Here is a 21,615-nt window from a genome sequence, read left to right on the forward strand (position 1 = left end):
ACCGTGCTTACCCCCTCAGATAACAGGGAAAATTTGCCCCCAAAGCCCCTCCGGCGTAGACTATTGTCACTGTTTAAGGAGTGGATTATGCAGAATACAACCCAACCAATTGACCGAGCATCTCTGCTTATTGAAGCGAACAAACTGATTCGCAACCATGAAGACACCCTCGCCGGCATCGAAGCAACCGGCGTAGAGCAACGAAATGGCGTGCTGGTGTTCAGCGGCGAATATTTCCTTGATGAGCAAGGGTTACCCACCCCGAAAAGCACCGCGGTGTTTAACATGTTTAAATACCTGGCACATACGCTTTCCGAGAAGTATCACCTGGTCGATTAACGCAAAACGCGAGGCAGATGCCTCGCGTTTTCGTTTACAGCAGCGGCTTTTGCCCGCGTTGTAACCAGCGTAACAGCAGGCGGTCTGCGCTTTCCGCGGCGCTGTTGGTAAACCGGTCGAGCAGGCGTTTACGCTGCGCAAAGCGCACGCCGACCAGCTCACGCCCGTCCATCAGCCCTAACAGCAGATCGTCGCTGGTACCTACGTCATCCACCAGCCCTTTTTCCTGAGCCTGCGTGCCGTACCAGTGCTCCCCGGTTGCAACCTGCTCAATATCCAGGGTTGGACGCATACGCTGCACAAAGTCTTTAAAGAGATGGTGGGTTTCATTAAGGTCTTCACGAAACTTCTGACGCCCCTCTTCGGTGTTTTCACCCAGCAGCGTCAGCGTGCGTTTGTACTGCCCGGCGGTATGCAGCTCAATGTCGATCTCTTTGTTTTTCAGGAAACGGTTAAAATTCGGAATTTGCGCCACCACGCCAATGGAGCCAATGATTGAAAACGGCGCGGCAACAATTTTGTCGGCCACACATGCCATCATGTAGCCACCGCTCGCGGCCACCTTATCCACCGCGACGGTCAACGGGATCTGTTTATCCCGCAGACGCTGGAGCTGAGACGCCGCCAGGCCGTAGCCATGCACCACACCGCCCGGGCTTTCAAGACGTAATACCACCTGATCCGCAGGCTTCGCCACTGCAAGCACCGCCGTTACCTCTTCGCGTAAGGAGGTCACTTCATGTGCATCCATACTGCCTTTAAAATCGAGAACATAAACACGTGGTTTCACGTCATCCTGCGGGAGCTGTGATTTTGCTTTCGCTTTCGCCGCTTTAGCTTCCTGCTTGTGCTTTTTCTTTTGCACTTTTGCCCACTGTTTTTGCTGATGGCTATCCAGCAGCGCCAGGGACATCTCTTCCTGCATCTCCTTATACTGTTCGCTTAAACGGGTGATCCGCAATTCGCCGCGCTGACGTTTACGCTGGGTCAGGTTAACGAGCAAGACCGCGATTACCGCAATGGCAATCACCACCGTCGCGATTTTGGCTAAAAACAACCCATATTCAGAAAGTAATTCCACGTGTTCCACCTTGATTTAACCACGATTCTTCACCGCCAGTGTACAACAGCCGTTGTCAGGCGTCTTGCTCGTGACAATACCTGTGCGAGCCGCCTTCAGGAATCCCCGTTACTGGATGAAATATTTGCAAATTGTTAATTTCACAGAGAAGCGTCCTGTAGACTGATTGAATTCTCATGCTATTTCGGGCATAAAGCCGAAAAGTGATAAAAAGCAGGCGCAATCTATGTGCAGCGCCCAGAGGAGTCACCGTGCACTATCAACCACAAAAAGATTTACTACAAAACCGCATCATTCTTGTCACCGGTGCCAGCGACGGGATTGGTCGTGAAGCTGCGCTGACCTACTCCCGCTACGGGGCACACGTCATCCTGGTAGGCCGAAACGAAGAAAAACTGCGCAGCGTGGCGCAAGAAGTAGAAGACGAAGGTGGCGCGCCAGCCCCATGGTATACGCTCGATTTACTGACCTGCACGCCTGAGACGTGCCAGGAGCTTGCACAGCGCATCGCAACGCACCACCCGCGCCTCGACGGCGTATTGCACAACGCCGGGCTGCTCGGGGAAGTTCGTCCTATGGATGAACAAAAGCCGGAGATCTGGCAGCAGGTGATGCAGGTTAACGTCAACGGCACATTTTTCCTGACACAGGCATTGCTTCCTTTATTACTCAAATCTGATTCAGGCTCGCTGGTCTTTACATCGTCAAGCGTTGGGCGTCAGGGACGTGCAAACTGGGGAGCGTACGCGGTATCAAAATTCGCTACAGAAGGCATGATGCAGGTGCTGGCCGAGGAGTATCAGAGCCGCCATCTGCGCGTAAATTGCATTAACCCGGGTGGAACACGCACCAAAATGCGCGCCAGCGCGTTCCCGGGGGAAGATCCGCAAAAACTGAAAACACCGGCGGAAATTATGCCGCTCTACCTTTGGCTCATGGGTGATGACAGCCGCCGTAAAACCGGTATGACCTTTGACGCACAGCCAGGCCGTAAACCGGGGATATCGCAATGAGTGAAGAACGCCATCAGCAACGCCAGCAGCGTCTGAAAGAGCAGGTTGATGCACGTGTCGCCGCAGCCCAGGACGAGCGCGGGATTATTATTGTTTTCACCGGCAACGGGAAAGGTAAAACCACTGCCGCGTTTGGTACGGCAACACGTGCAGTGGGCCATGGTCAGAAAGTGGGTGTTATTCAGTTTATTAAAGGCGAATGGCCTAACGGAGAGCGTAACCTGCTGGAGCCGCACGGCGTCGAATTTCAGGTTATGGCGACCGGATTTACCTGGGACACACAAAACCGTGAAACCGATACAGCCGCGTGTCTGGCCGTCTGGGAACACGCGAAAAGAATGCTGGCAGACCCCACGCTGAACATGGTGCTGCTGGATGAAATTACCTATATGGTGGCCTACGACTATCTGCCGCTGGATGCCGTACTGGCTGCATTACAGGCACGCCCGGCACACCAGACGGTGATTATAACGGGACGCGGGTGCCACCGGGATATTCTGGACATAGCCGATACCGTCAGCGAGTTACGCCCGGTTAAACATGCTTTCGATGCGGGTATCAAAGCCCAGATCGGGATTGATTACTAAGAAAAAAGCCCGGTTAATAAGACCGGGCTTTTAGAGATTAACCGTTGTTATTACGGCTGCCAGAACGGCGATTATTGCTCACCTGGCTGTGACGTTTTACCGCACGGCGGATCTGGTTCGCTTTCATGCGACGACGATCTTTTTCAACCGCCACTTTAGAGGTGGTTTCCGGCGTCAGGCCGACCAGTTCACGCAGGTAGTTAGTCTGGGTTAAATCCAGCTCGGTATAGCCACCACGCGGCAGACCTTTCGGCAGCAGGATGTCGCCATAACGTACGCGGATCAGGCGGCTCACCTGCACACCAACCGCTTCCCACAGACGACGAACCTCGCGGTTACGGCCTTCCGTCAGGGTCACGTTGTACCACTGGTTAATCCCTTCACCACCGGTAAATTTGATGGTTTTGAACGCCGCCGGGCCGTCTTCCAGTTGCACGCCACGCGACAGGTCGCGCAGTTTGTTCTCATCAACCTGGCCGAATACACGCACTGCGTATTCACGTTCAACTTCGCGGCTTGGGTGCATCAGGCGGTTTGCCAGTTCACCGTCAGTGGTAAACAGCAGCAGACCGCAGGTGTTCACATCCAGACGGCCCACAGCAATCCAGCGAGCGCCGCGCAGTTTAGGCAGGCGGTCGAATACTGTCGGGCGACCTTCCGGGTCATTACGGGTACACAGCTCGCCTTCTGGCTTGTAATAGGCCAGCACGCGGCAGATCTGTTCAGCGGACTCTTTTACCGAGATAAGATGACCGTCAATACGGATCTTCAGTCCCGGTACGATTTCTACGCGGTCGCCCAGCGTGGAGACTTTACCGTCCACACTCACGCGACCTGCTTCAATAATGGCTTCGATTTCACGGCGTGAACCGTGGCCGGCGCGCGCCAGCACTTTCTGTAACTTCTCGCTCATTGAGCTTCCTCAGGTGTCGCCTTCACAGGCGTCGGATCAGGTCAAAACACGGCAGCGCCCCGTTTTGATGGCCGCGTAGTATAGCTGCTTACACCTTTACAAGAAAGGTTTAACATCACCCACGCCTTCACGAATCACTTCCGGCGCATCGTCAGTCAGATCAACCACGGTAGTCGGCTGCTGCCCGAGGTATCCACCGTGAATAACCAGGTCTACTACCTTCTCCAGCCGATCCTTGATTTCATCCGGGTCGGACTCGGTAAACTCGCTGCCAGGTAGCATGAGCGAGGTGGAGAGCATAGGCTCGCCGAGTGTCTCCAGCAGCGCCTGCGCAATCGGGTTCGAAGGAACGCGCATCCCGATGGTTTTACGTTTTTCCTGCAACAGACGGCGCGGAACCTCTTTTGTCCCTTTCAGGATGAAAGTGTAGTTACCCGGTGTGTTGTTTTTGATCAGACGAAACGCCACGTTATCAACATAAGCATAGGTCGACAGCTCAGAGAGATCGCGGCACATCAGCGTAAAGTTATGGCCGTCCGGCAGCTGGCGAATGCGACAGATACGCTCCATCGCCCCTTTGTCTTCAATTTTGCAGCCCAGCGCGTAACCAGAATCGGTCGGGTAAACGATAACGCCCCCCTTGCGGACAATCTCCACAGCCTGATTAATCAGGCGAGGTTGCGGGTTATCTGGATGAATATAGAAAAACTGACTCATACTTCCCTCTCTTCAAGTTGCTTTGGCTGTTCCCAGAGCTGCCAGACAGGCTCTACGCCTGCGGGGAGCCAGAGCTTGCGCCCCAGTTCGATCCACGCACAAGGCTGATGGAAATCAGAGCCCTGTGACGCAAGAAGCCCAAACTGGCGGGCATAGGTCGCGAGCTGCGAACGCTCGTTGGGTGCCTGCTGGCATTGTGCGACTTCCATCGCGTCGCCTCCGCGCTCGGCGAAGTGAGCCAACAGTCTTTTCAGCCATTTAGCAGAAAGATTATACCGCCCAGGATGGGCCAGCACTGCCTTGCCACCAGAATGATGAATCACATCAATAGCTTGTTCTATTGTACACCACTGTGGCGGAACGTATCCGGTTTTCCCGCGCGCCAGGTATCTTTTAAACACGTCGGCCATGGTGGTGGCTTTACCGGCCTCAACCAGAAAACGGGCAAAATGTCCGCGCGTAACAGCCCCGCCGTTCGCCAGCTTCTGAGCTCCTTCCAGCGCCCCCGGGATATGCGCTTTTTCGAGGCGCTCGCCAATCATCTCTGCACGCAGGTTTCGACGCGTTTTTTGTTCTTGCAAAAATGCGCACATTGCAGGATGTTCTGTATCGATGTTCAGGCCAACGATATGAATTTCATGGTTTTCCCAGAGGGTTGAAATCTCCACACCAGCAACCAGGTTTAGCGGTAAACCGCTGCGGGCAATTTCGGCCCGCGCCGCAGGAATGGCATCCGTTGTATCGTGATCGGTTATTGCCAGCGTGCCAACACGCATTTCAACGGCACGGTGGACGAGAGCTTCGGGCGTCAGCAGGCCATCAGAAGCCTGAGTGTGGCTGTGTAAATCATAAATTACGGCGTAGGTGGTATCGCTCAAAGCACTTCCCATCACAGGTTAATAACATCTCAGAGGCCTATGATAACGGCTTGCCGCGAAATTCTGAAATCAAGGGTTGACAACACGCCATCGAACTAGTTAACTAGTACGCAAGTTCACACGAGAAAGGTATCTGAAAATGACAGCACATTTCACTCTGCATGGTTGGTGGCGCACTTCCTGATTATCGGGCAGTGTCACTCGTCTGCGAAATGCAAACAGATACCAGGCCCGCGCTAAAGCGGGCTTTTTTTTGAACAGAATAAATGAGAAGAACATCATGCAAACAGCCAAACCACACCTCGAATTGCTGACCTGCGAGGCGGCCTATCGCCATAACCCTACCGCGCTGTTTCATCAGGTGTGCGGTGCGCGTCCGGCCACCCTGCTGCTGGAATCAGCGGATATCGACAGCAAAGACGATCTCAAAAGCCTGTTGCTGGTCGACAGTGCGTTGCGCATTACCGCGTTAGGTGACACCGTCACCATTAAAGCGTTATCTGACAACGGTGCATCCCTGCTGCCTCTGCTGGATGCCGCGCTACCTGCTGGCATCGAGAATGAACATCACCCAGAAATGCGTGTGCTGCATTTCCCGCCGGTCAGCCAGTTGCTGGATGAAGACGCTCGCCTGTGCTCCCTGTCCGTGTTCGATGCCTTCCGTCTGCTGCAAAATCTGGTTTCCGTGCCTGAAGATGAACGTGAAGCCATGTTCTTTGGCGGGCTGTTTGCGTATGACCTGGTCGCGGGTTTTGAAGATTTGCCGGAAACCGAACAAGGCAACCGCTGCCCGGACTACTGCTTCTATCTGGCCGAAACATTGCTGGTGATCGACCATCAGAAAAAATACACCCGCATTCAGGCAAGCCTGTTCACACCGTCAGCATCTGAAAAGAAACGTCTTGATCACCGTATCGCGCAACTTCAGCAGCAATTGACCGAAGAGCCTCCTGTGCTGCCGGTTCAGCGCGTGGAAAAAATGCAATGCGATGTTAATCAGACTGACGATCAGTACGGTGCCGTCGTGCGCCAGATGCAAAAAGCGATTCGCGCCGGTGAAATTTTCCAGGTTGTTCCGTCCCGTCGTTTCTCGCTGCCTTGCCCGTCACCGCTGGCCGCCTACGATGTGCTGAAAAAGAGCAACCCGAGCCCATACATGTTCTTTATGCAGGACAATGATTTCACCCTGTTTGGCGCCTCTCCGGAAAGCTCCCTGAAATACGATGCCACCAGCCGCCAGATTGAGATCTACCCGATCGCCGGAACCCGCCCACGTGGCCGCCGTGCGGATGGCTCGCTTGACCGCGATCTCGACAGCCGTATTGAGCTGGAGATGCGTACCGACCATAAAGAGCTGTCCGAACACCTGATGCTGGTTGACCTGGCGCGTAACGACCTGGCGCGTATTTGTACCCCAGGCAGCCGCTACGTCGCTGACCTGACCAAAGTTGACCGTTATTCATTTGTGATGCACCTGGTGTCCCGCGTGGTCGGAGAACTGCGCAGCGACCTGGACGTGCTTCACGCCTACCGCGCCTGCATGAACATGGGCACCCTGAGCGGTGCGCCAAAAGTTCGCGCCATGCAGCTTATCGCTGAAGCCGAAGGCCGCCGTCGCGGTAGCTATGGCGGCGCAGTGGGTTATTTCACCGCTCACGGCGATCTCGATACCTGCATCGTTATCCGCTCTGCGTATGTGGAAGATGGCATTGCCACCGTCCAGGCAGGCGCAGGTATCGTTCTGGATTCCGTTCCGCAGTCTGAAGCTGACGAAACTCGCAGTAAAGCTCGCGCGGTATTGCGCGCCATTGCTACCGCACACCATGCACAGGAGATTTTCTGATGGCTGACATTCTGCTGCTCGATAATATCGACTCCTTTACTTACAACCTGGCAGATCAGCTGCGTGCAAATGGCCACAACGTTGTTATTTACCGTAACCATGTGCCAGCGCAGACCCTGATTGAGCGTCTGGGCACCATGCAAAACCCGGTGCTGATGCTCTCCCCTGGGCCTGGCGCGCCAAGCGAAGCAGGCTGTATGCCAGAGCTGCTGACCCGGATGCGCGGCAAGCTGCCGATCATCGGCATCTGTCTTGGTCATCAGGCAATTGTTGAAGCTTACGGCGGGTATGTCGGCCAGGCCGGTGAAATTCTGCACGGTAAAGCCTCCAGCATTGAACATGACGGCCAGGCGATGTTTGCCGGGTTGCCAAACCCGCTGCCGGTTGCGCGTTATCACTCGCTGGTTGGCAGCAATATCCCGGCAGGGCTGACGATTAACGCTTCTTTTGAAGGCATGGTGATGGCAGTGCGCCACGATGCGGATCGCGTTTGCGGCCTGCAATTCCACCCGGAATCAATTCTGACCTCCAACGGCGCACGTCTGCTGGAACAGACCCTCGACTGGGCGTTACAGAAACTGGAGCAAACCAATACGCTCCAGCCGATTCTGGAAAAACTGTACCAGGCGCAGACGCTGAGCCAGCAGGAAAGCCACCAGCTCTTCTCTGCCGTGGTTCGCGGTGAACTGAAACCTGAACAGCTAGCAGCAGCGCTGGTCAGCATGAAAGTCCGCGGCGAAAGTCCGCAGGAGATCGCCGGCGCAGCAACCGCACTGCTGGAAAACGCAGCACCGTTCCCGCGCCCTGATTATCCATTTGCCGACATCGTCGGCACCGGTGGCGACGGTAGTAACAGCATTAATATCTCCACGGCCAGCGCATTTGTGGCGGCAGCCTGTGGAATGAAAGTGGCGAAACACGGTAACCGCAGCGTATCCAGCCGCTCGGGGTCGTCTGATTTACTGGCGGCCTTTGGCATCAACCTGGACATGAAAGCAGAACGCTCCCGTGAAGCGCTGGATGATTTGGGTGTCTGTTTCCTGTTTGCCCCGAAATACCACACCGGTTTCCGCCATGCGATGCCGGTTCGCCAGCAGCTGAAAACCCGCACCCTGTTTAACGTGCTGGGTCCGCTGATTAACCCGGCGCATCCGCCGCTGGCGCTGATTGGCGTTTACAGCCCGGAACTGGTACTGCCGATTGCCGAAACCTTGCGCGTGCTGGGTTATCAGCGTGCCGCAGTCGTGCACAGCGGCGGTATGGATGAAGTGTCTCTTCATGCGCCAACCCTGGTTGCAGAGCTGCGCGAGGGTGAAATCCAGAGCTACCAGCTTGAAGCCGAAGACTTTGGATTAGTGCCCTATCGCCAGGAAGCGCTGGCAGGCGGCACACCGGAAGAAAACCGTGACATTCTGACGCGCTTACTACAAGGTAAAGGTGAGTCCGCTCATGAGGCTGCCGTTGCCGCCAACGTTGCCATGCTGATGCGTTTACACGGTGAGGAAGACCTGAAGGTCAACGCACAAAAAGTTCTGGACGTACTGCGCTCTGGTGCAGCATACGATCGCGTTACCGCACTTGCGGCGAGAGGGTAAAGAATGCAGACCGTTTTAGCGAAAATTGTTGCCGATAAGGCCATCTGGGTAGAAGCACGCAAACAGCAGCAGCCGCTTGCCAGTTTTCAGAATGATGTCGTACCAAGCAGCCGCCGTTTTTATGATGCCCTTCAGGGTGCGCGCACCGCATTTATCCTGGAGTGCAAAAAAGCTTCTCCGTCGAAAGGCGTTATCCGTGATGATTTTGATCCTGCACGCATTGCAGGCGTCTACAAACATCATGCGTCAGCCATCTCCGTGCTGACGGATGAGAAATATTTCCAGGGCAGTTTTGATTTTCTGCCGATTGTCAGCGGCATCGCGCCGCAGCCGATCCTGTGCAAAGACTTTATTATCGACCCGTACCAAATCTGGCTGGCGCGGTTTTACCAGGCCGATGCCTGCCTGCTGATGCTCTCCGTGCTTGACGACGAACAGTATCGCCAGCTCTCTGCCGTGGCACACAGCCTGAACATGGGCGTGCTGACCGAAGTGAGCAACGAAGAAGAGCTGGAACGCGCCATTGCGCTGAAAGCCAAAGTGGTTGGCATTAACAACCGCGACCTGCGAGACCTGTCCATTGACCTCAACCGTACGCGCCAGCTTGCGCCGCGCCTCGGTTCCGGCGTGACGGTTATCAGCGAATCCGGAATTAACACTTATGCCCAGGTGCGCGAGCTGAGCCATTTTGCCAACGGCTTCCTGATTGGCTCCGCCATGATGGCATATGACGATCTCAACGCCGCCGTGCGCCGCGTGCTGCTTGGGGAAAACAAAGTCTGCGGCTTAACCCGTGAACAGGATGCGCAGGCAGCCTGTGAAGCCGGTGCAATTTACGGCGGGTTGATCTTCGTCGACACCTCCCCTCGGGCCGTTACCGTCGAACAGGCACGTGCAATTATTGCGGCGGCACCACTCAGCTACGTGGGCGTGTTCCGTAACGCGGATATTGCTGATGTGGCTGCGAAAGCCGAAACCTTATCGCTGAGCGCAGTCCAGCTGCACGGTAGCGAAGACCAGGCATACATCGATGCCCTGCGTGAAGTTCTGGCGCCACAGGTGCAAATCTGGAAAGCCCAGAGCGTAGGCGACACCCTGCCCGCGCGTAATCTGAATAATGTTGATAAATACGTACTCGACAACGGCCAGGGCGGTACAGGCCAGCGTTTTGACTGGTCATTGCTGAATGGTGAAGTGCTGGACAACGTGCTGCTGGCAGGGGGGCTGAGCCCGGATAACTGTGTGGAAGCGGCGAAAACCGGCTGTGCCGGCCTCGATTTCAATTCAGGCGTAGAGTCCCAACCGGGTATCAAAGATGCCAGCAAGCTGGCCTCGGTATTTAAAACTCTGCGTGCATATTAAGGAAGAGAAGATGACGACATTACTAAACCCTTATTTTGGTGAGTTCGGTGGTATGTACGTACCGCAAATCCTGATGCCTGCGCTGCGCCAGCTGGAAGAAGCATTCGTGAGCGCGCAAAAGGATCCGGCATTTCAGGCTGAATTTACCGACCTGCTGAAAAACTATGCCGGCCGCCCGACGGCGCTGACCAAGTGCCGTAACCTGACCGAAGGCACAAAAACCACGCTGTACCTTAAGCGTGAAGATTTACTGCACGGCGGCGCGCACAAAACCAACCAGGTGTTGGGTCAGGCGCTGCTCGCCAAGCGCATGGGCAAAACCGAAATCATCGCCGAAACCGGTGCGGGTCAGCACGGTGTGGCGTCGGCACTTGCCAGCGCCCTACTCGGCCTGAAATGCCGCATCTACATGGGTGCGAAAGATGTTGAACGCCAGTCGCCGAACGTGTTCCGTATGCGTCTGATGGGTGCTGAAGTGATCCCGGTACACAGCGGTTCTGCCACGCTGAAAGATGCCTGTAACGAAGCGCTGCGCGACTGGTCTGGCAGCTATGACACCGCGCACTATATGCTGGGTACCGCGGCGGGTCCGCATCCGTTCCCGACTATCGTACGTGAATTCCAGCGCATGATCGGTGAAGAGACCAAAGCCCAGATCCTCGACAAAGAGGGACGCCTGCCGGATGCAGTGATTGCCTGCGTGGGCGGTGGCTCTAACGCCATCGGGATGTTTGCAGATTTCATCGACGACACCAGCGTAGGGCTGATTGGCGTTGAGCCTGCCGGTCATGGTATCGAAACCGGTGAACACGGCGCGCCGCTCAAGCATGGCCGCGTTGGGATCTACTTCGGTATGAAATCCCCGATGATGCAAACGGATGAGGGCCAGATTGAAGAGTCTTACTCTATCTCTGCGGGCCTTGACTTCCCGTCCGTTGGGCCACAGCACGCGTATCTGAACAGCATCGGTCGTGCGGATTATGTCTCTATTACCGATGACGAAGCGCTGGAAGCATTTAAAACATTGTGTCGCCACGAAGGGATCATCCCGGCGCTGGAGTCCTCTCATGCGCTGGCACACGCGCTGAAAATGATGAAAGAAAACCCGGAAAAAGAGCAGCTGTTGGTGGTTAACCTTTCCGGTCGCGGTGACAAAGATATCTTCACCGTTCACGATATTCTGAAAGCACGAGGGGAAATCTGATGGAACGCTACGAAAACGCATTTGCACAACTGAAAGCCCGCCAGGAAGGCGCGTTCGTTCCCTTCGTCACCCTTGGCGATCCTGGCCCGGAGCAGTCGCTGAAAATCATCGACACCCTGGTAGAAGCTGGTGCCGACGCGCTGGAACTGGGGATCCCGTTCTCAGATCCGCTGGCAGATGGCCCAACCATTCAGAATGCGACCCTGCGCGCTTTTGCAGCGGGCGTAACGCCAACCCAGTGCTTTGAGATGCTGGCTGCTATTCGTCAGAAACACCCGACAATCCCGATTGGCCTGCTGATGTATGCCAACCTGGTGTTTAACCGCGGTATTGATGAGTTCTATGCCGAATGCGCCCGCGTGGGTGTTGATTCCGTGCTGGTTGCGGATGTGCCGGTTGAAGAGTCTGCCCCGTTCCGCCAGGCGGCAATGCGGCATAACGTTGCGCCGATTTTCATCTGCCCGCCAAATGCCGATGACGAACTGCTGCGCCAGATTGCCTCTTACGGCCGTGGTTACACCTATCTGCTTTCCCGTGCAGGCGTAACCGGAGCCGAGAACAAAGCAGCGCTGCCGCTGCATCATCTGGTGGAAAAACTGGCGCAATACCACGCAGCGCCTCCGCTGCAAGGCTTTGGTATCTCCTCACCAGAGCAGGTGACTGCGGCAATTGATGCCCAGGCTGCCGGGGCCATTTCAGGCTCTGCGATTGTGAAAATCATCGAGAAGAACGTTGATAAGCCAGAGCAGATGCTGGCCGAACTGAAAGCCTTCGTGACTGCGATGAAAGCCGCTACACGTAAAGCGTAATCGGTATCCCCCGTCTGGCTCGCTGCCAGACGGGTATCCTTAGTGGACCACGCTTTTCGAAAAGAGATTAATGACCACCACCCCGCCGATAATCATCAACATCCCCAGCATGGCCGGGAAATCCAGTTTTTGCCCCAGAAACAGCCAGCCAACCGCGCCGATCATGACGATACCCACCCCGGACCAGATAGCGTAGATAATCCCCGTAGGAATGCTTTTCATCGGGATGGTCAGGCACCAGAAGGCAATGCAGTACCCCAGAATAGCCACCACGCTCGGCAACAGACGCGTAAAGCTATCCGAAAGCTTGAGTGCCGTGGTGGCAATGACTTCCATCACAATGGCAATCGCCAGAAAAAGAACAGCCTGTTGGTTCATAGAGTCCTCAGTAAAAAGCCAGCAAACCCGACATTATAAAGCGCTTTTATGACGGTTCAGAGAAGTCTTTGGGGGGAGGTCAAAATTGATCGTATCGATACTTTGAGTCTTATTGGCTTTTCAAATACTGGCGTCGGCGTATGATCCCTGACTCTTTTTCAGCCTGGCGGCTGTCTTTTACCTTCTGAGTTCAGAGGCATAGTCATGACATGGCATCATTTCAAACAGACTTACCTGGTTAAGTTCTGGTCACCGGTTCCGGCGGTTATCGCCGCGGGCATTCTTTCTACCTACTATTTCGGGATCACCGGCACCTTCTGGGCGGTAACGGGTGAGTTTACCCGTTGGGGTGGGCAATTATTACAGCTTGCGGGCGTGCATACCGAAGAGTGGGGCTATTTTAAGCTGATTCATCTGGACGGTACGCCCCTGACTCGTATCGACGGGATGATGATTATCGGCATGTTCGGGGGCTGTTTTGCTGCCGCGCTGTGGGCAAATAACGTGAAGCTACGAATGCCGAAAAGCCGGATCCGCATTATGCAGGCCGTCGCGGGCGGTATTATCGCCGGCTTTGGCGCGCGCCTGGCAATGGGCTGTAACCTGGCCGCTTTCTTTACCGGTATTCCACAGTTTTCACTTCACGCCTGGTTCTTTGCCGTGGCAACGGCCATTGGCTCTTACTTTGGCGCGCGCTTTACGCTGCTGCCCTTCTTCCGCATTCCGGTGAAAATGACCAAAGTCAGTGCCGCCTCACCGCTGACGCAAAAACCCGCTCAGGCACGCCGTCGCTTTCGACTCGGGATGCTGGTCTTTTTCGCCATGCTGGCCTGGGGATTATGCACCGCCCTTAACCAGCCGAAACTGGGCCTGGCAATGCTGTTCGGCGTTGGGTTTGGCTTACTGATAGAGCGTGCGCAGATCTGCTTCACCTCTGCGTTTCGCGATATGTGGATAACCGGCCGTACCATGATGGCAAAAGCCATCATTGCCGGGATGGCGGTCAGCGCCATCGGTATTTTCAGCTACGTGCAGCTCGGCGTTGAACCGAAAATCATGTGGGCTGGCCCCAATGCGGTGATCGGCGGTTTACTGTTTGGTTTCGGGATTGTGCTGGCCGGTGGTTGTGAAACGGGCTGGATGTATCGTGCGGTAGAAGGCCAGGTGCATTACTGGTGGGTTGGTCTGGGCAACGTAATTGGATCTACAGTGCTGGCGTACTTCTGGGATGATTTATCCCCGGTTCTGGCAACCAGCTGGGACAAGGTAAACCTGCTGAACACCTTCGGCCCGCTCGGCGGTCTGCTTGTGACCTACGCCCTGCTGCTGATTGCATTTTTGCTGGTTATCGCCCAGGAAAAGCGCTTCTTTCGCCGTACAGCCACGAAAACTCAAACCCAGGAGACTATCGTATGAAAGAGATTGTGCCTGACTACCGCCTGGATATGGTGGGCGAGCCTTGCCCTTATCCGGCGGTCGCTACGCTTGAAGCCCTGCCTCAGCTTAAGAAAGGGGAAATTCTGGAAGTGGTGAGCGATTGTCCGCAATCCATTAACAATATTCCTCTGGATGCCAGAAACCACGGCTATACGGTGCTGGATATTCAACAGGATGGGCCAACCATTCGCTATCTGATTCAGAAATAATCCCGTCGCGCCCCGTTCAGGGGCGCACTGACCTGTTCCAGACATCGCCTGAAAAAACGCTCTGCCTCCCATTTTGCTCGCTAATCTCACCGGTGATGTTTCACCGGGGCTAAACTTAAAGCGGACAAAAAACAAACAGGAGGTGCAGCATGTTCCATTCCATTTTGGTTCCTCTTGATATTTCCGAAAGCCGCCTGACTCATCAGGTGATCCCCTATGTTCAGGCGAACGCAGCAATCGACAACGCCAGCGTGCATTTTCTGACGGTTATCCCTTCTTTACCTTATTACTCGTCGCTGGGGCTGGCTTATTCGATTGAAACGCCGAGACTGGCGGAGATACAGCAGCACGCGTTAGCGAAGCTGGATGAGGTGGTTAAACAGTTCAACTTGCCCGCAGACAAAGTGCATACCCATGCCATTTCTGGCTCACCTAAAGATCAGATACTGAAACTGGCGGATTCCATCCGTGCTGATTTGATTATTATTGCCTCTCATCGCCCTGATATTTCGACCTATCTTTTAGGGTCAAATGCGGCAGTTGTTGTGCGTCATGCCACCTGTCCGGTGCTGGTTGTTCGATGAAGTGCTGTGCTGCAAGGCGTAAATCAACCACCTGCCAGGCAGGTGGTTGTGATACTCAGAAACGATAACCCGCCGAGAACATAAAGACCCACGGATCAAGACGGGTGCTAACGCTCTGCTGTTCGCCGCCCGCTTTAAAGCGCACGTCCGTATCGATATCCATATACCAGACGGACATATTGATCAGCCAGTCGCGGTTAATCAGGTAATCCAGCCCGACCTGCCCCGCCACGCCCCAGGAATCTTTCAGGCTGAGATCCGAAAGGCCCGCATCTTTACCGGTATCGTTAAATTTCTCGTTAAAGAAGGTTGTGTAGTTTACGCCCGCGCCAATGTAAGGACGCGCCTTGCTGCTGGCATCGCCAAAATACCATTGCGCCATTAAGGTTGGCGGCAACAGGTTAACCGTAGCGATATTACCGGTAGGCCCGGTGCCAACGTGATGACGGAATGGCGTTGCTGCTAACAGTTCTACCCCGATATTGTCGGTCGCCATATAGGTAAATGTCAGGCCCAACTGGGTGTTGTTACTGACGTTAAAGCCCCCCAGTTTACCCAACACATTATCGGAACCTTCCGTTGGTCGAACCGTTGCCGAACCTGCACGAATAAAGAATTCGCCTGCTTCATGCGCGTACGCGCCGCCAGAGATACTGCTTAAGATAAGGGCTGCCACCGCTAATTTTTTCATATCCGCTCCATCGTTGTGGTTTTATTTCGGGGCAGAATATACTCACAAATGAGTAATAAGTGATCTAACACAGATCACATAAAAACCAGTAAGTTAACATTCATTGATCTGAGTTAATTTTTCATAACTAATCAGAAAGGAGTAACACGTCTCTAAGTCAATTTTTGCCATTTCACAGCGCCAAAATATTCTGATTTTCCCCTCTTGCTCTCTTTTCAGCGGCTGGATAATTTAGCTGTTTCATCATTTGATTTGATGCGTTCTTATTCGCAGGTGTACCGACACCCTGCCGGGAATGTTCAATGTCGAGGGAGGATATGCAGGGCAAAGAGGTCTGTCATCGGGCGAAGGCACGCTACGGATTACCTCCTCTTTACAAAGATATGCTTTTCCATACAAGGCTTGATGCTGCCACCGCAGTCTTATCCGGTGTACAATTGCCGGCTAATTAACACCTGCAATACTCAAGGAGAGTGCATGTCTATCACGGCGAAGTCTGTCTACCGTGACACGGGGAATTTTTTCCGCAATCAGTTCATTACCTTTTTACTGATAGCGTTGCTATGTGCGTTTATCACGGTGGTGCTTGGCCATGCGTTTTCACCCAGTGATGACCAGATTGCCAGCCTGAGTCAGGGCGACAATCTTGCAGGCAGCGTGGGCTTATTTGAGCTGGTGCAAAACATGACTCCCGAACAGCAGCAAATCCTGTTGCGGGCATCTGCGGCCTCAACCTTCTCCGGCCTGATTGGCAACGCTATTCTTGCAGGCGGGGTTCTGCTGATGATCCAGCTGGTGTCTGCGGGACAGCGTGTTAGCGCCCTGCGCGCTATCGGCGCCAGCGCACCTGTTTTACCGAAGCTGTTCATCCTTATCTTTTTAACCACGATGCTGGTTCAGATTGGCATTATGCTGGTTGTTGTGCCTGGCGTACTTCTGGCGATTGTTCTTTCCTTCGCACCGGTGATGGTTGTGCAGGATAAAATGGGAATATTCGTCGCTATGCGCAGCAGCATAAAACTGGCATGGTCTAATATGCGCCTGGTTGCTCCAGCGGTAATCGGCTGGTTGCTGGCCAAAACGCTTCTGCTGCTGTTTGCACCAAACTTTGCCGTACTCACGCCAAACGTTGGCGCGGTAGTGGCGAATACGCTGAGCAACCTGATTTCAGCCGTATTGCTGGTCTACCTGTTCCGCCTGTATATGTTAATTCGTCAGTAATCCTGATGGCCGGGTATGTCGCTGTACCCGGCTCAACGAAGAAGATGGAATCACAGAATGAAGCAGTTTCTTGATTTTTTACCCCTTGTCGTGTTTTTCGCGTTTTATAAGCTTTACGACATTTATGCCGCCACAACGGCGCTGATCGTCGCGACCGCTATCGTGCTTATCTACAGCTGGGTGCGTTATCGCAAAGTTGAGAAAATGGCGTTGATCACGTTCGTTCTGGTCGCCGTGTTTGGCGGGCTAACCCTGTTCTTCCATAACGATGAGTTTATTAAATGGAAGGTGACGGTCATTTATGCCCTGTTTGCCGGCGCGCTCCTGATCAGCCAGTGGGTCATGAAAAAGCCGTTGATCCAGCGTATGTTGGGTAAAGAGCTGACGCTCCCGCAGGAAGTATGGTCCCGACTGAATATCGCCTGGGCGGTGTTCTTCATCCTTTGTGGGCTGGCCAATATCTACATCGCCTTCTGGCTGCCACAGAATATCTGGGTCAACTTCAAAGTCTTCGGCCTGACCGCCCTGACGCTTATTTTTACGCTCTTAAGCGGTGTTTATATTTACCGCCACATGCCGCAGGACGATAAGCACTGACAGTTTTTACCAGAACGCTCACCCCACGGGCGTTCTGGTCTATTCTCACCAGCCGAAAATCATAGTAGCATCCCGCCTGAAGTCTTCAGTTACGAGTTAAAACAATGACAACAAATGACGCCCCTCAGGGCGAAATGGTATTACGCACACTGGCAATGCCCGCAGACACCAACGCCAATGGCGATATTTTTGGTGGATGGTTGATGGCACAAATGGATATGGGCGGCGCAATCCTGGCAAAAGAGATTGCTCACGGGCGCGTGGTGACCGTTCGGGTAGACGGGATGACTTTTCTGCGCCCGGTTGCCGTGGGTGATGTCGTCTGCTGTTATGCACGCTGCGTGAAGCGTGGTAACAGCTCAATTTCGATCAACATTGAAGTGTGGGTGAAAAAAGTCTCTTCCGAGCCTATCGGTCAGCGTTATAAAGCGACCGAGGCGCTGTTTATTTATGTGGCAGTAGATAGCCAGGGGAAACCCCGCCAGCTACCTGCAATTTAATGCCAGACAAAAAAAAGCCTCCGTTCTGGAGGCTTTTTTTATTCCATTTTTGCCCCGCCGTTCAGGCGGAACACAATATTCACAATCAATCCACTACCCGGTTTACCCGGTTCGTAACGCCACTGACGCATGGCGGTTTTCACTTCACGTTCAAACATGTTCGAAGGCTGCGCAGATAAGATTTCGATGTTATCAAGGCGGCCATCTGGCGTAACGTCAAACTTCACGCGAACACGCCCTTCAATACGCAATGCCCAGGCGCGCTGCGGATACTGCGGCTGGTTGCGGCTCAATGCGCGCGGGCCTGCAGGTGCGGCTGGCGTCGGTTTTGCTACCGCTGGCGTGTTGTTGGCCACGGCACGCGTTGGCGCGGCGTTTGCAACCGGCTGCGTGGTTCGCGTCTCAACAGGGCGCTCTTCACGTTTTGGACGCTCTTCAACCTTTTTCACCGGCTTTGGTTTCGGCTTGGGTTTAGGCTTCGGCTCAGGCTTGTGGATCACCACCGGCGCTTCTTTCGGCGGCTCCGGGACAACCTCTGGCTCTGGCTCAGGTTCCGGCTCAGCAACCGGTTGTGGCGGCGGCGTAACGACCTGCGGCTCAAGCTCTGCTGGCGTAACCATGGTCACAGAAATAGGCTGCGCGGGCGCTGGCATTTCAATAACCTGATGAACCGAGGTGTAGAGCAGACCCGCCACAACAGCACCGTGAATAACGACAGAAAGCAACGTCGGCCAGGGAAAGCGGCGAGGTAAATCCAGGGTCATTGTATTTGAGCTATTCGGCATTGTAGCATAAGACATACATTTAATAGGCTTTTAGCTAATTGATAATCATTTGCGTCAGAGTGTACCACCATGCGCCAGGTAATAACATACCTTCGATTCAGCAGTAAGCCACAAGAGCGCGGTGATTCTATACGCCGCCAACAAGAACTTTTCGCCAGCTGGTTAAAAAGCATCCAGATGCAAAAATTGTCGATGAATTCATGGATGAAGGCCAATCGGCTTACCATGGCCCATCTAAAAGGTGATTTTGGTCGAATGCTGCAAAACATTCAGGATGGTAACTATCCCTCAGGCCATACCGTTTTAGAACAGTTACCAGGACGTCTATCGCTGTAACAACGTTCCTGACGGTCGTTGCACCTTTCCACCTATAACTCTCAAACTTGATGATGTGACAGAGCTAAAAGAGCAGGTATACGAACTTAATCACCAGCGGCAGAAACTGCAAATCGAACTTGACGGCCTGAACCAGCGAGAAATAAAAAATTATTTCTTTGAGCCGAATTAATAAGGAATGTTATTGTTTTCGCGTCACTTACAAGCCCCTCCAACAACGAAGGATGAACTCCCATAGCGGGTTTGTAAGTCTATCCTGAAGGGCTTCTTTTATAGAATTCCCGACACTACCATCGCTCATTTCTTGTACATTCCTTATGCTTTGTAATGAGTACTATTTTTATACAGCCTGGTATTAAGAGGCTTTAATGGATAAATCTCTTCATTCGTATCCGAGCTACTAAAAATTAAAAGCTGTATGTGACGAGACCTAACTCTTTCAAAGCAAAAACGATCAACCAGAACGAAGTCAATAATGTTCCAATCAGTTTGAATGTAAATCCAATCGCGGGGTATTTAGACTTATGCTCCACAGCGTAACCAATAATGCAAATCATCAAAAACCACAGCAAAAAGCTGGTAACGAACAGCGGATCTAATTTAAAAAACATCACTCATTTTCCTTATCACTTGATGTTGTCATTTTCAGAATTTTGTCTGGTAAATCAGTACATAAACACAAAAATTAGCCAATCAAATAGGTTGTAATTAGTTATGCAATCACACCTACAGCGACCGTGCCCCCCTTTCAAGCCTTCCTGCATAGCTTTGACAGAGATTTTACCGATCCACTCAAAGATGCAGCACTGAAACGCCACGAAACTTTGAACCTGTCATTAACTCCGGCATAAAGGATTTCCAACAACTCTGGTGGCATACGAATTTCCAACCGCCCAGATTCGGAACCGTGTTTTCGATGTTAGAAATTGATTACTGGGCGTATCCCAATAACAATTTACTTCACGCATAATACTACGGATTAACTTACTGTTATCAGTGATTTCTTTTGTGATCGAAGAGTAAAAAATCGAAACCGAATAGACTCCATTCAATAATCATCGAAGTCATAATCATCAGAATTAAAAAACCAGACCCTGATTTTAAATGCAAATAGCAATCATATTCAATAAGACACTTTGTCTTCGCGCGATTTAAGCGCATGAGAGGCCAAAAAAGGCGCATTCAGATCAGGGTTTTAACATTGTCGTTATCTTTACATTGCAGTCAATTGTGCTTTCACATAACGTAATTGCCACTTTTACTGGTTAAGGAGCTCCGCCGTGCTTTATGTGATTTATGCAGAAGATGTAGCTGATTCCCTGGAAAAACGCCTTTCTGTACGCCCTGCCCATCTGGCGCGTTTACAGCTGTTACACGATGAAGGCCGCTTATTGACCGCGGGCCCAATGCCCGCAGTAGACAGCAACGATCCTGGCGCGGCAGGTTTTTCCGGTTCAACCGTTATTGCGGAGTTCGAATCTCTGGAAGCGGCCAAAGCCTGGGCTGAAGCTGACCCGTATGTGGCGGCTGGCGTTTACGCAAAAGTCACCGTGCGTCCGTTTAAGAAAGTGTTCTGATTCACTAAAGGCTCCGGATGGAGCCTTTTATTTACGCGTTTCGCCCTGCCATAACACCGCCATCGACATCCCAGATGGCTCCGGTCACCCAGCCTGATTTATCTGAGAGCAGGAAAGCAACGGTTTCAGCGACATCCTCTGGCGTCCCTACCCGGCCAATCGGATGGAAACTGTCGAAGCTGTTCATCACCGCTTTAACATCGTCCTTAGGGATAAATCCTTCATAAATTGGCGTATGTACCACCGCAGGTGAGACTGCGTTAACGCGAATACCGTTACCACCCAGTTCAATCGCCAGGTTTTTCGTCAGTGCATGAAGCCCTGCCTTCGCCATAGAATAAGCGGATGACGGCGTCGCGCCGATAGCCTGCTGCGCCCACATAGAGCCAATATTCACCACAGCGCCTTTAATACCGGCATCGATCATGTTGCGCACAACATCGCGGGTGATGAAAAACGTGGCCCGGTTGATACTCATATACATGTCGTAATCGGACAGCCCATGTTCGGTAAAGGGTTTCGGAAAGAAGACGCCCGCAGCATTCACCAGCAGGCTGATATCTTTATGCCCGGCATTGAGCTTATCAACCACGTGTTTCATACCTGATTCTGTCATGAGATCTGCCACGATAATTGACACGTTGCCCACCGTTGAAAGCGCCTGGCGAGCCTGTTCGGCTTTATCCTGACGATTACCCACCAGCACCACGCTGCCACCACCTTGCAGAACACGCTTCGCAGTTTCAAACCCCATGCCGCTTGTCCCGCCAACGACTAACAGTTTTTTACCGGAAAAAAGTGCGTTCATCGCTCACCTCTTTGAAATCAATTGAATGGTATTGATGAGACGCGTCCGGTCTCATCGGGTGAGGCCAGAATGCCAGTACGGCGCGATACTGACGACTGAGAAGAAATTACCTTGCAAGAAAGAAAATCTTTGTCGATTACGTATACTGACG

At 53.1% G+C, this 21,615-nt stretch carries 25 protein-coding genes, 1 pseudogene and 1 other annotated feature; of the genes and pseudogenes, 18 read left to right on the forward strand and 8 right to left on the reverse strand.

Features of this window, described 5'->3' with window-relative positions; genetic code table 11:
• Positions 1-87 precede the first annotated feature (87 nt).
• Positions 88-339 carry a YciN family protein gene (locus N1249_RS12260; protein ID WP_014070502.1) on the forward strand — a complete coding sequence of 84 codons (252 nt, stop codon included), beginning with the start codon at positions 88-90 and terminating at the stop codon, positions 337-339.
• 34 nt (positions 340-373) lie between these two features.
• Here the strand turns inward: N1249_RS12260 and sohB are convergent, their stop codons facing one another.
• Positions 374-1,420 (reverse strand): protease SohB, encoded by a 1,047-nt coding sequence (sohB, locus tag N1249_RS12265; RefSeq protein WP_259829609.1) that lies wholly within the window; start codon positions 1,418-1,420, stop codon positions 374-376.
• Positions 1,421-1,671: 251 nt separating this feature from the next.
• Between sohB and N1249_RS12270 the strand changes: the two genes are divergently transcribed.
• Complete coding sequence (locus tag N1249_RS12270) at positions 1,672-2,433, forward strand: YciK family oxidoreductase (protein WP_259829611.1); 762 nt, start codon at positions 1,672-1,674, stop codon at positions 2,431-2,433.
• A complete protein-coding gene (cobO, locus tag N1249_RS12275) occupies positions 2,430-3,020 on the forward strand; it encodes a cob(I)yrinic acid a,c-diamide adenosyltransferase (protein ID WP_217186598.1) in 591 nt (196 codons plus the stop codon). The genes N1249_RS12270 and cobO overlap by 4 nt, the downstream gene beginning before the upstream one ends.
• 37 nt (positions 3,021-3,057) lie before the next feature.
• Here cobO and rluB read toward each other — a convergent pair whose 3' ends face one another.
• From rluB to rnm, 3 genes are all read right to left on the reverse strand, one after another.
• Positions 3,058-3,933, reverse strand: a complete 876-nt coding sequence (gene rluB, locus N1249_RS12280) for a 23S rRNA pseudouridine(2605) synthase RluB (RefSeq protein ID WP_014070506.1) — start codon at positions 3,931-3,933, stop codon at positions 3,058-3,060.
• A gap of 96 nt (positions 3,934-4,029) precedes the next feature.
• Complete coding sequence (locus N1249_RS12285) at positions 4,030-4,650, reverse strand: L-threonylcarbamoyladenylate synthase (protein ID WP_014070507.1); 621 nt, start codon at positions 4,648-4,650, stop codon at positions 4,030-4,032.
• The gene (gene rnm, locus N1249_RS12290) at positions 4,647-5,528 is read right to left on the reverse strand and encodes an RNase RNM (protein ID WP_259829615.1); all 882 of its coding nucleotides are present in this window, start codon (positions 5,526-5,528) and stop codon (positions 4,647-4,649) included. Before rnm ends, N1249_RS12285 begins: the two co-directional genes overlap by 4 nt.
• Before the next feature lie 139 nt (positions 5,529-5,667).
• Here rnm and trpL point away from each other — a divergent pair, with 139 nt between their 5' ends.
• The 6 genes from trpL (at position 5,668) to trpA (ending at position 12,341) form a co-directional block, all read left to right on the forward strand.
• On the forward strand, positions 5,668-5,712 hold the full coding sequence (gene trpL / locus N1249_RS23265) for a trp operon leader peptide (RefSeq protein WP_106993556.1): 45 nt from the start codon (positions 5,668-5,670) through the stop codon (positions 5,710-5,712).
• Positions 5,689-5,783: a sequence feature (Trp leader region), on the forward strand. Its footprint overlaps the gene before it by 24 nt.
• A 25-nt stretch (positions 5,784-5,808) precedes the next feature.
• Positions 5,809-7,371, forward strand: a complete 1,563-nt coding sequence (locus N1249_RS12295; protein WP_014070509.1) for an anthranilate synthase component 1 — start codon at positions 5,809-5,811, stop codon at positions 7,369-7,371.
• The gene (trpD, locus tag N1249_RS12300; protein ID WP_217186596.1) at positions 7,371-8,966 is read left to right on the forward strand and encodes a bifunctional anthranilate synthase glutamate amidotransferase component TrpG/anthranilate phosphoribosyltransferase TrpD; all 1,596 of its coding nucleotides are present in this window, start codon (positions 7,371-7,373) and stop codon (positions 8,964-8,966) included. The genes N1249_RS12295 and trpD overlap by 1 nt, the downstream gene beginning before the upstream one ends.
• A gap of 3 nt (positions 8,967-8,969) precedes the next feature.
• Entirely contained in the window at positions 8,970-10,328 is a 1,359-nt protein-coding gene (gene trpCF, locus N1249_RS12305; RefSeq protein WP_259829624.1) for a bifunctional indole-3-glycerol-phosphate synthase TrpC/phosphoribosylanthranilate isomerase TrpF, read from the forward strand.
• Between the two features lie 10 nt (positions 10,329-10,338).
• The gene (gene trpB, locus N1249_RS12310; RefSeq protein ID WP_014070512.1) at positions 10,339-11,532 is read left to right on the forward strand and encodes a tryptophan synthase subunit beta; all 1,194 of its coding nucleotides are present in this window, start codon (positions 10,339-10,341) and stop codon (positions 11,530-11,532) included.
• Positions 11,532-12,341, forward strand: a complete 810-nt coding sequence (gene trpA, locus N1249_RS12315) for a tryptophan synthase subunit alpha (protein WP_259829626.1) — start codon at positions 11,532-11,534, stop codon at positions 12,339-12,341. The genes trpB and trpA overlap by 1 nt, the downstream gene beginning before the upstream one ends.
• Before the next feature lie 39 nt (positions 12,342-12,380).
• On the opposite strand, the gene N1249_RS12320 is transcribed toward trpA, so the two are convergent.
• On the reverse strand, positions 12,381-12,719 hold the full coding sequence (locus N1249_RS12320) for an SMR family transporter (RefSeq protein ID WP_259829628.1): 339 nt from the start codon (positions 12,717-12,719) through the stop codon (positions 12,381-12,383).
• Positions 12,720-12,923: 204 nt separating this feature from the next.
• Here N1249_RS12320 and yedE point away from each other — a divergent pair, with 204 nt between their 5' ends.
• From yedE to uspF, 3 genes are all read left to right on the forward strand, one after another.
• Positions 12,924-14,135, forward strand: coding sequence for a selenium metabolism membrane protein YedE/FdhT (yedE, locus tag N1249_RS12325; protein WP_259829630.1), 1,212 nt, complete (start codon positions 12,924-12,926; stop codon positions 14,133-14,135).
• Entirely contained in the window at positions 14,132-14,365 is a 234-nt protein-coding gene (gene yedF, locus N1249_RS12330) for a sulfurtransferase-like selenium metabolism protein YedF (RefSeq protein ID WP_166715534.1), read from the forward strand. The genes yedE and yedF overlap by 4 nt, the downstream gene beginning before the upstream one ends.
• A gap of 149 nt (positions 14,366-14,514) precedes the next feature.
• Positions 14,515-14,949: a universal stress protein UspF gene (uspF, locus tag N1249_RS12335; protein WP_259829632.1), complete on the forward strand. Its 435-nt coding sequence runs from the start codon at positions 14,515-14,517 to the stop codon at positions 14,947-14,949.
• Positions 14,950-15,004: 55 nt separating this feature from the next.
• Here uspF and ompW read toward each other — a convergent pair whose 3' ends face one another.
• Positions 15,005-15,640 carry an outer membrane protein OmpW gene (gene ompW, locus N1249_RS12340; protein WP_259829636.1) on the reverse strand — a complete coding sequence of 212 codons (636 nt, stop codon included), beginning with the start codon at positions 15,638-15,640 and terminating at the stop codon, positions 15,005-15,007.
• Between the two features lie 275 nt (positions 15,641-15,915).
• On the opposite strand from ompW, the pseudogene N1249_RS12345 reads away from it, so the two are divergent.
• From N1249_RS12345 to yciA, 4 genes and pseudogenes are all read left to right on the forward strand, one after another.
• Positions 15,916-16,092: pseudogene (locus tag N1249_RS12345) on the forward strand (YkgJ family cysteine cluster protein); the annotation flags it as partial.
• 25 nt (positions 16,093-16,117) lie between these two features.
• Positions 16,118-16,861, forward strand: coding sequence for a YciC family protein (locus N1249_RS12350; RefSeq protein WP_259829637.1), 744 nt, complete (start codon positions 16,118-16,120; stop codon positions 16,859-16,861).
• A gap of 57 nt (positions 16,862-16,918) precedes the next feature.
• The gene (locus tag N1249_RS12355; protein ID WP_014070523.1) at positions 16,919-17,458 is read left to right on the forward strand and encodes a septation protein A; all 540 of its coding nucleotides are present in this window, start codon (positions 16,919-16,921) and stop codon (positions 17,456-17,458) included.
• A 104-nt stretch (positions 17,459-17,562) separates the two neighbouring features.
• Complete coding sequence (gene yciA / locus N1249_RS12360; RefSeq protein ID WP_014070524.1) at positions 17,563-17,958, forward strand: acyl-CoA thioester hydrolase YciA; 396 nt, start codon at positions 17,563-17,565, stop codon at positions 17,956-17,958.
• A gap of 38 nt (positions 17,959-17,996) precedes the next feature.
• Here the strand turns inward: yciA and tonB are convergent, their stop codons facing one another.
• A complete protein-coding gene (gene tonB, locus N1249_RS12365; RefSeq protein WP_259829640.1) occupies positions 17,997-18,722 on the reverse strand; it encodes a TonB system transport protein TonB in 726 nt (241 codons plus the stop codon).
• A gap of 90 nt (positions 18,723-18,812) precedes the next feature.
• Between tonB and N1249_RS12370 the strand changes: the two genes are divergently transcribed.
• Positions 18,813-19,079 (forward strand): hypothetical protein, encoded by a 267-nt coding sequence (locus N1249_RS12370; RefSeq protein ID WP_259829642.1) that lies wholly within the window; start codon positions 18,813-18,815, stop codon positions 19,077-19,079.
• A gap of 1,280 nt (positions 19,080-20,359) precedes the next feature.
• Positions 20,360-20,656, forward strand: coding sequence for a YciI family protein (locus N1249_RS12375; protein ID WP_259829644.1), 297 nt, complete (start codon positions 20,360-20,362; stop codon positions 20,654-20,656).
• Between the two features lie 31 nt (positions 20,657-20,687).
• Here the strand turns inward: N1249_RS12375 and N1249_RS12380 are convergent, their stop codons facing one another.
• Positions 20,688-21,464 (reverse strand): SDR family NAD(P)-dependent oxidoreductase, encoded by a 777-nt coding sequence (locus N1249_RS12380; protein ID WP_259829645.1) that lies wholly within the window; start codon positions 21,462-21,464, stop codon positions 20,688-20,690.
• Positions 21,465-21,615 lie beyond the last annotated feature (151 nt).

It is taken from the genome of Enterobacter sp. CP102 (assembly GCF_025152625.1).
Classification (GTDB): Bacteria; Pseudomonadota; Gammaproteobacteria; order Enterobacterales; family Enterobacteriaceae; genus Enterobacter; species Enterobacter soli.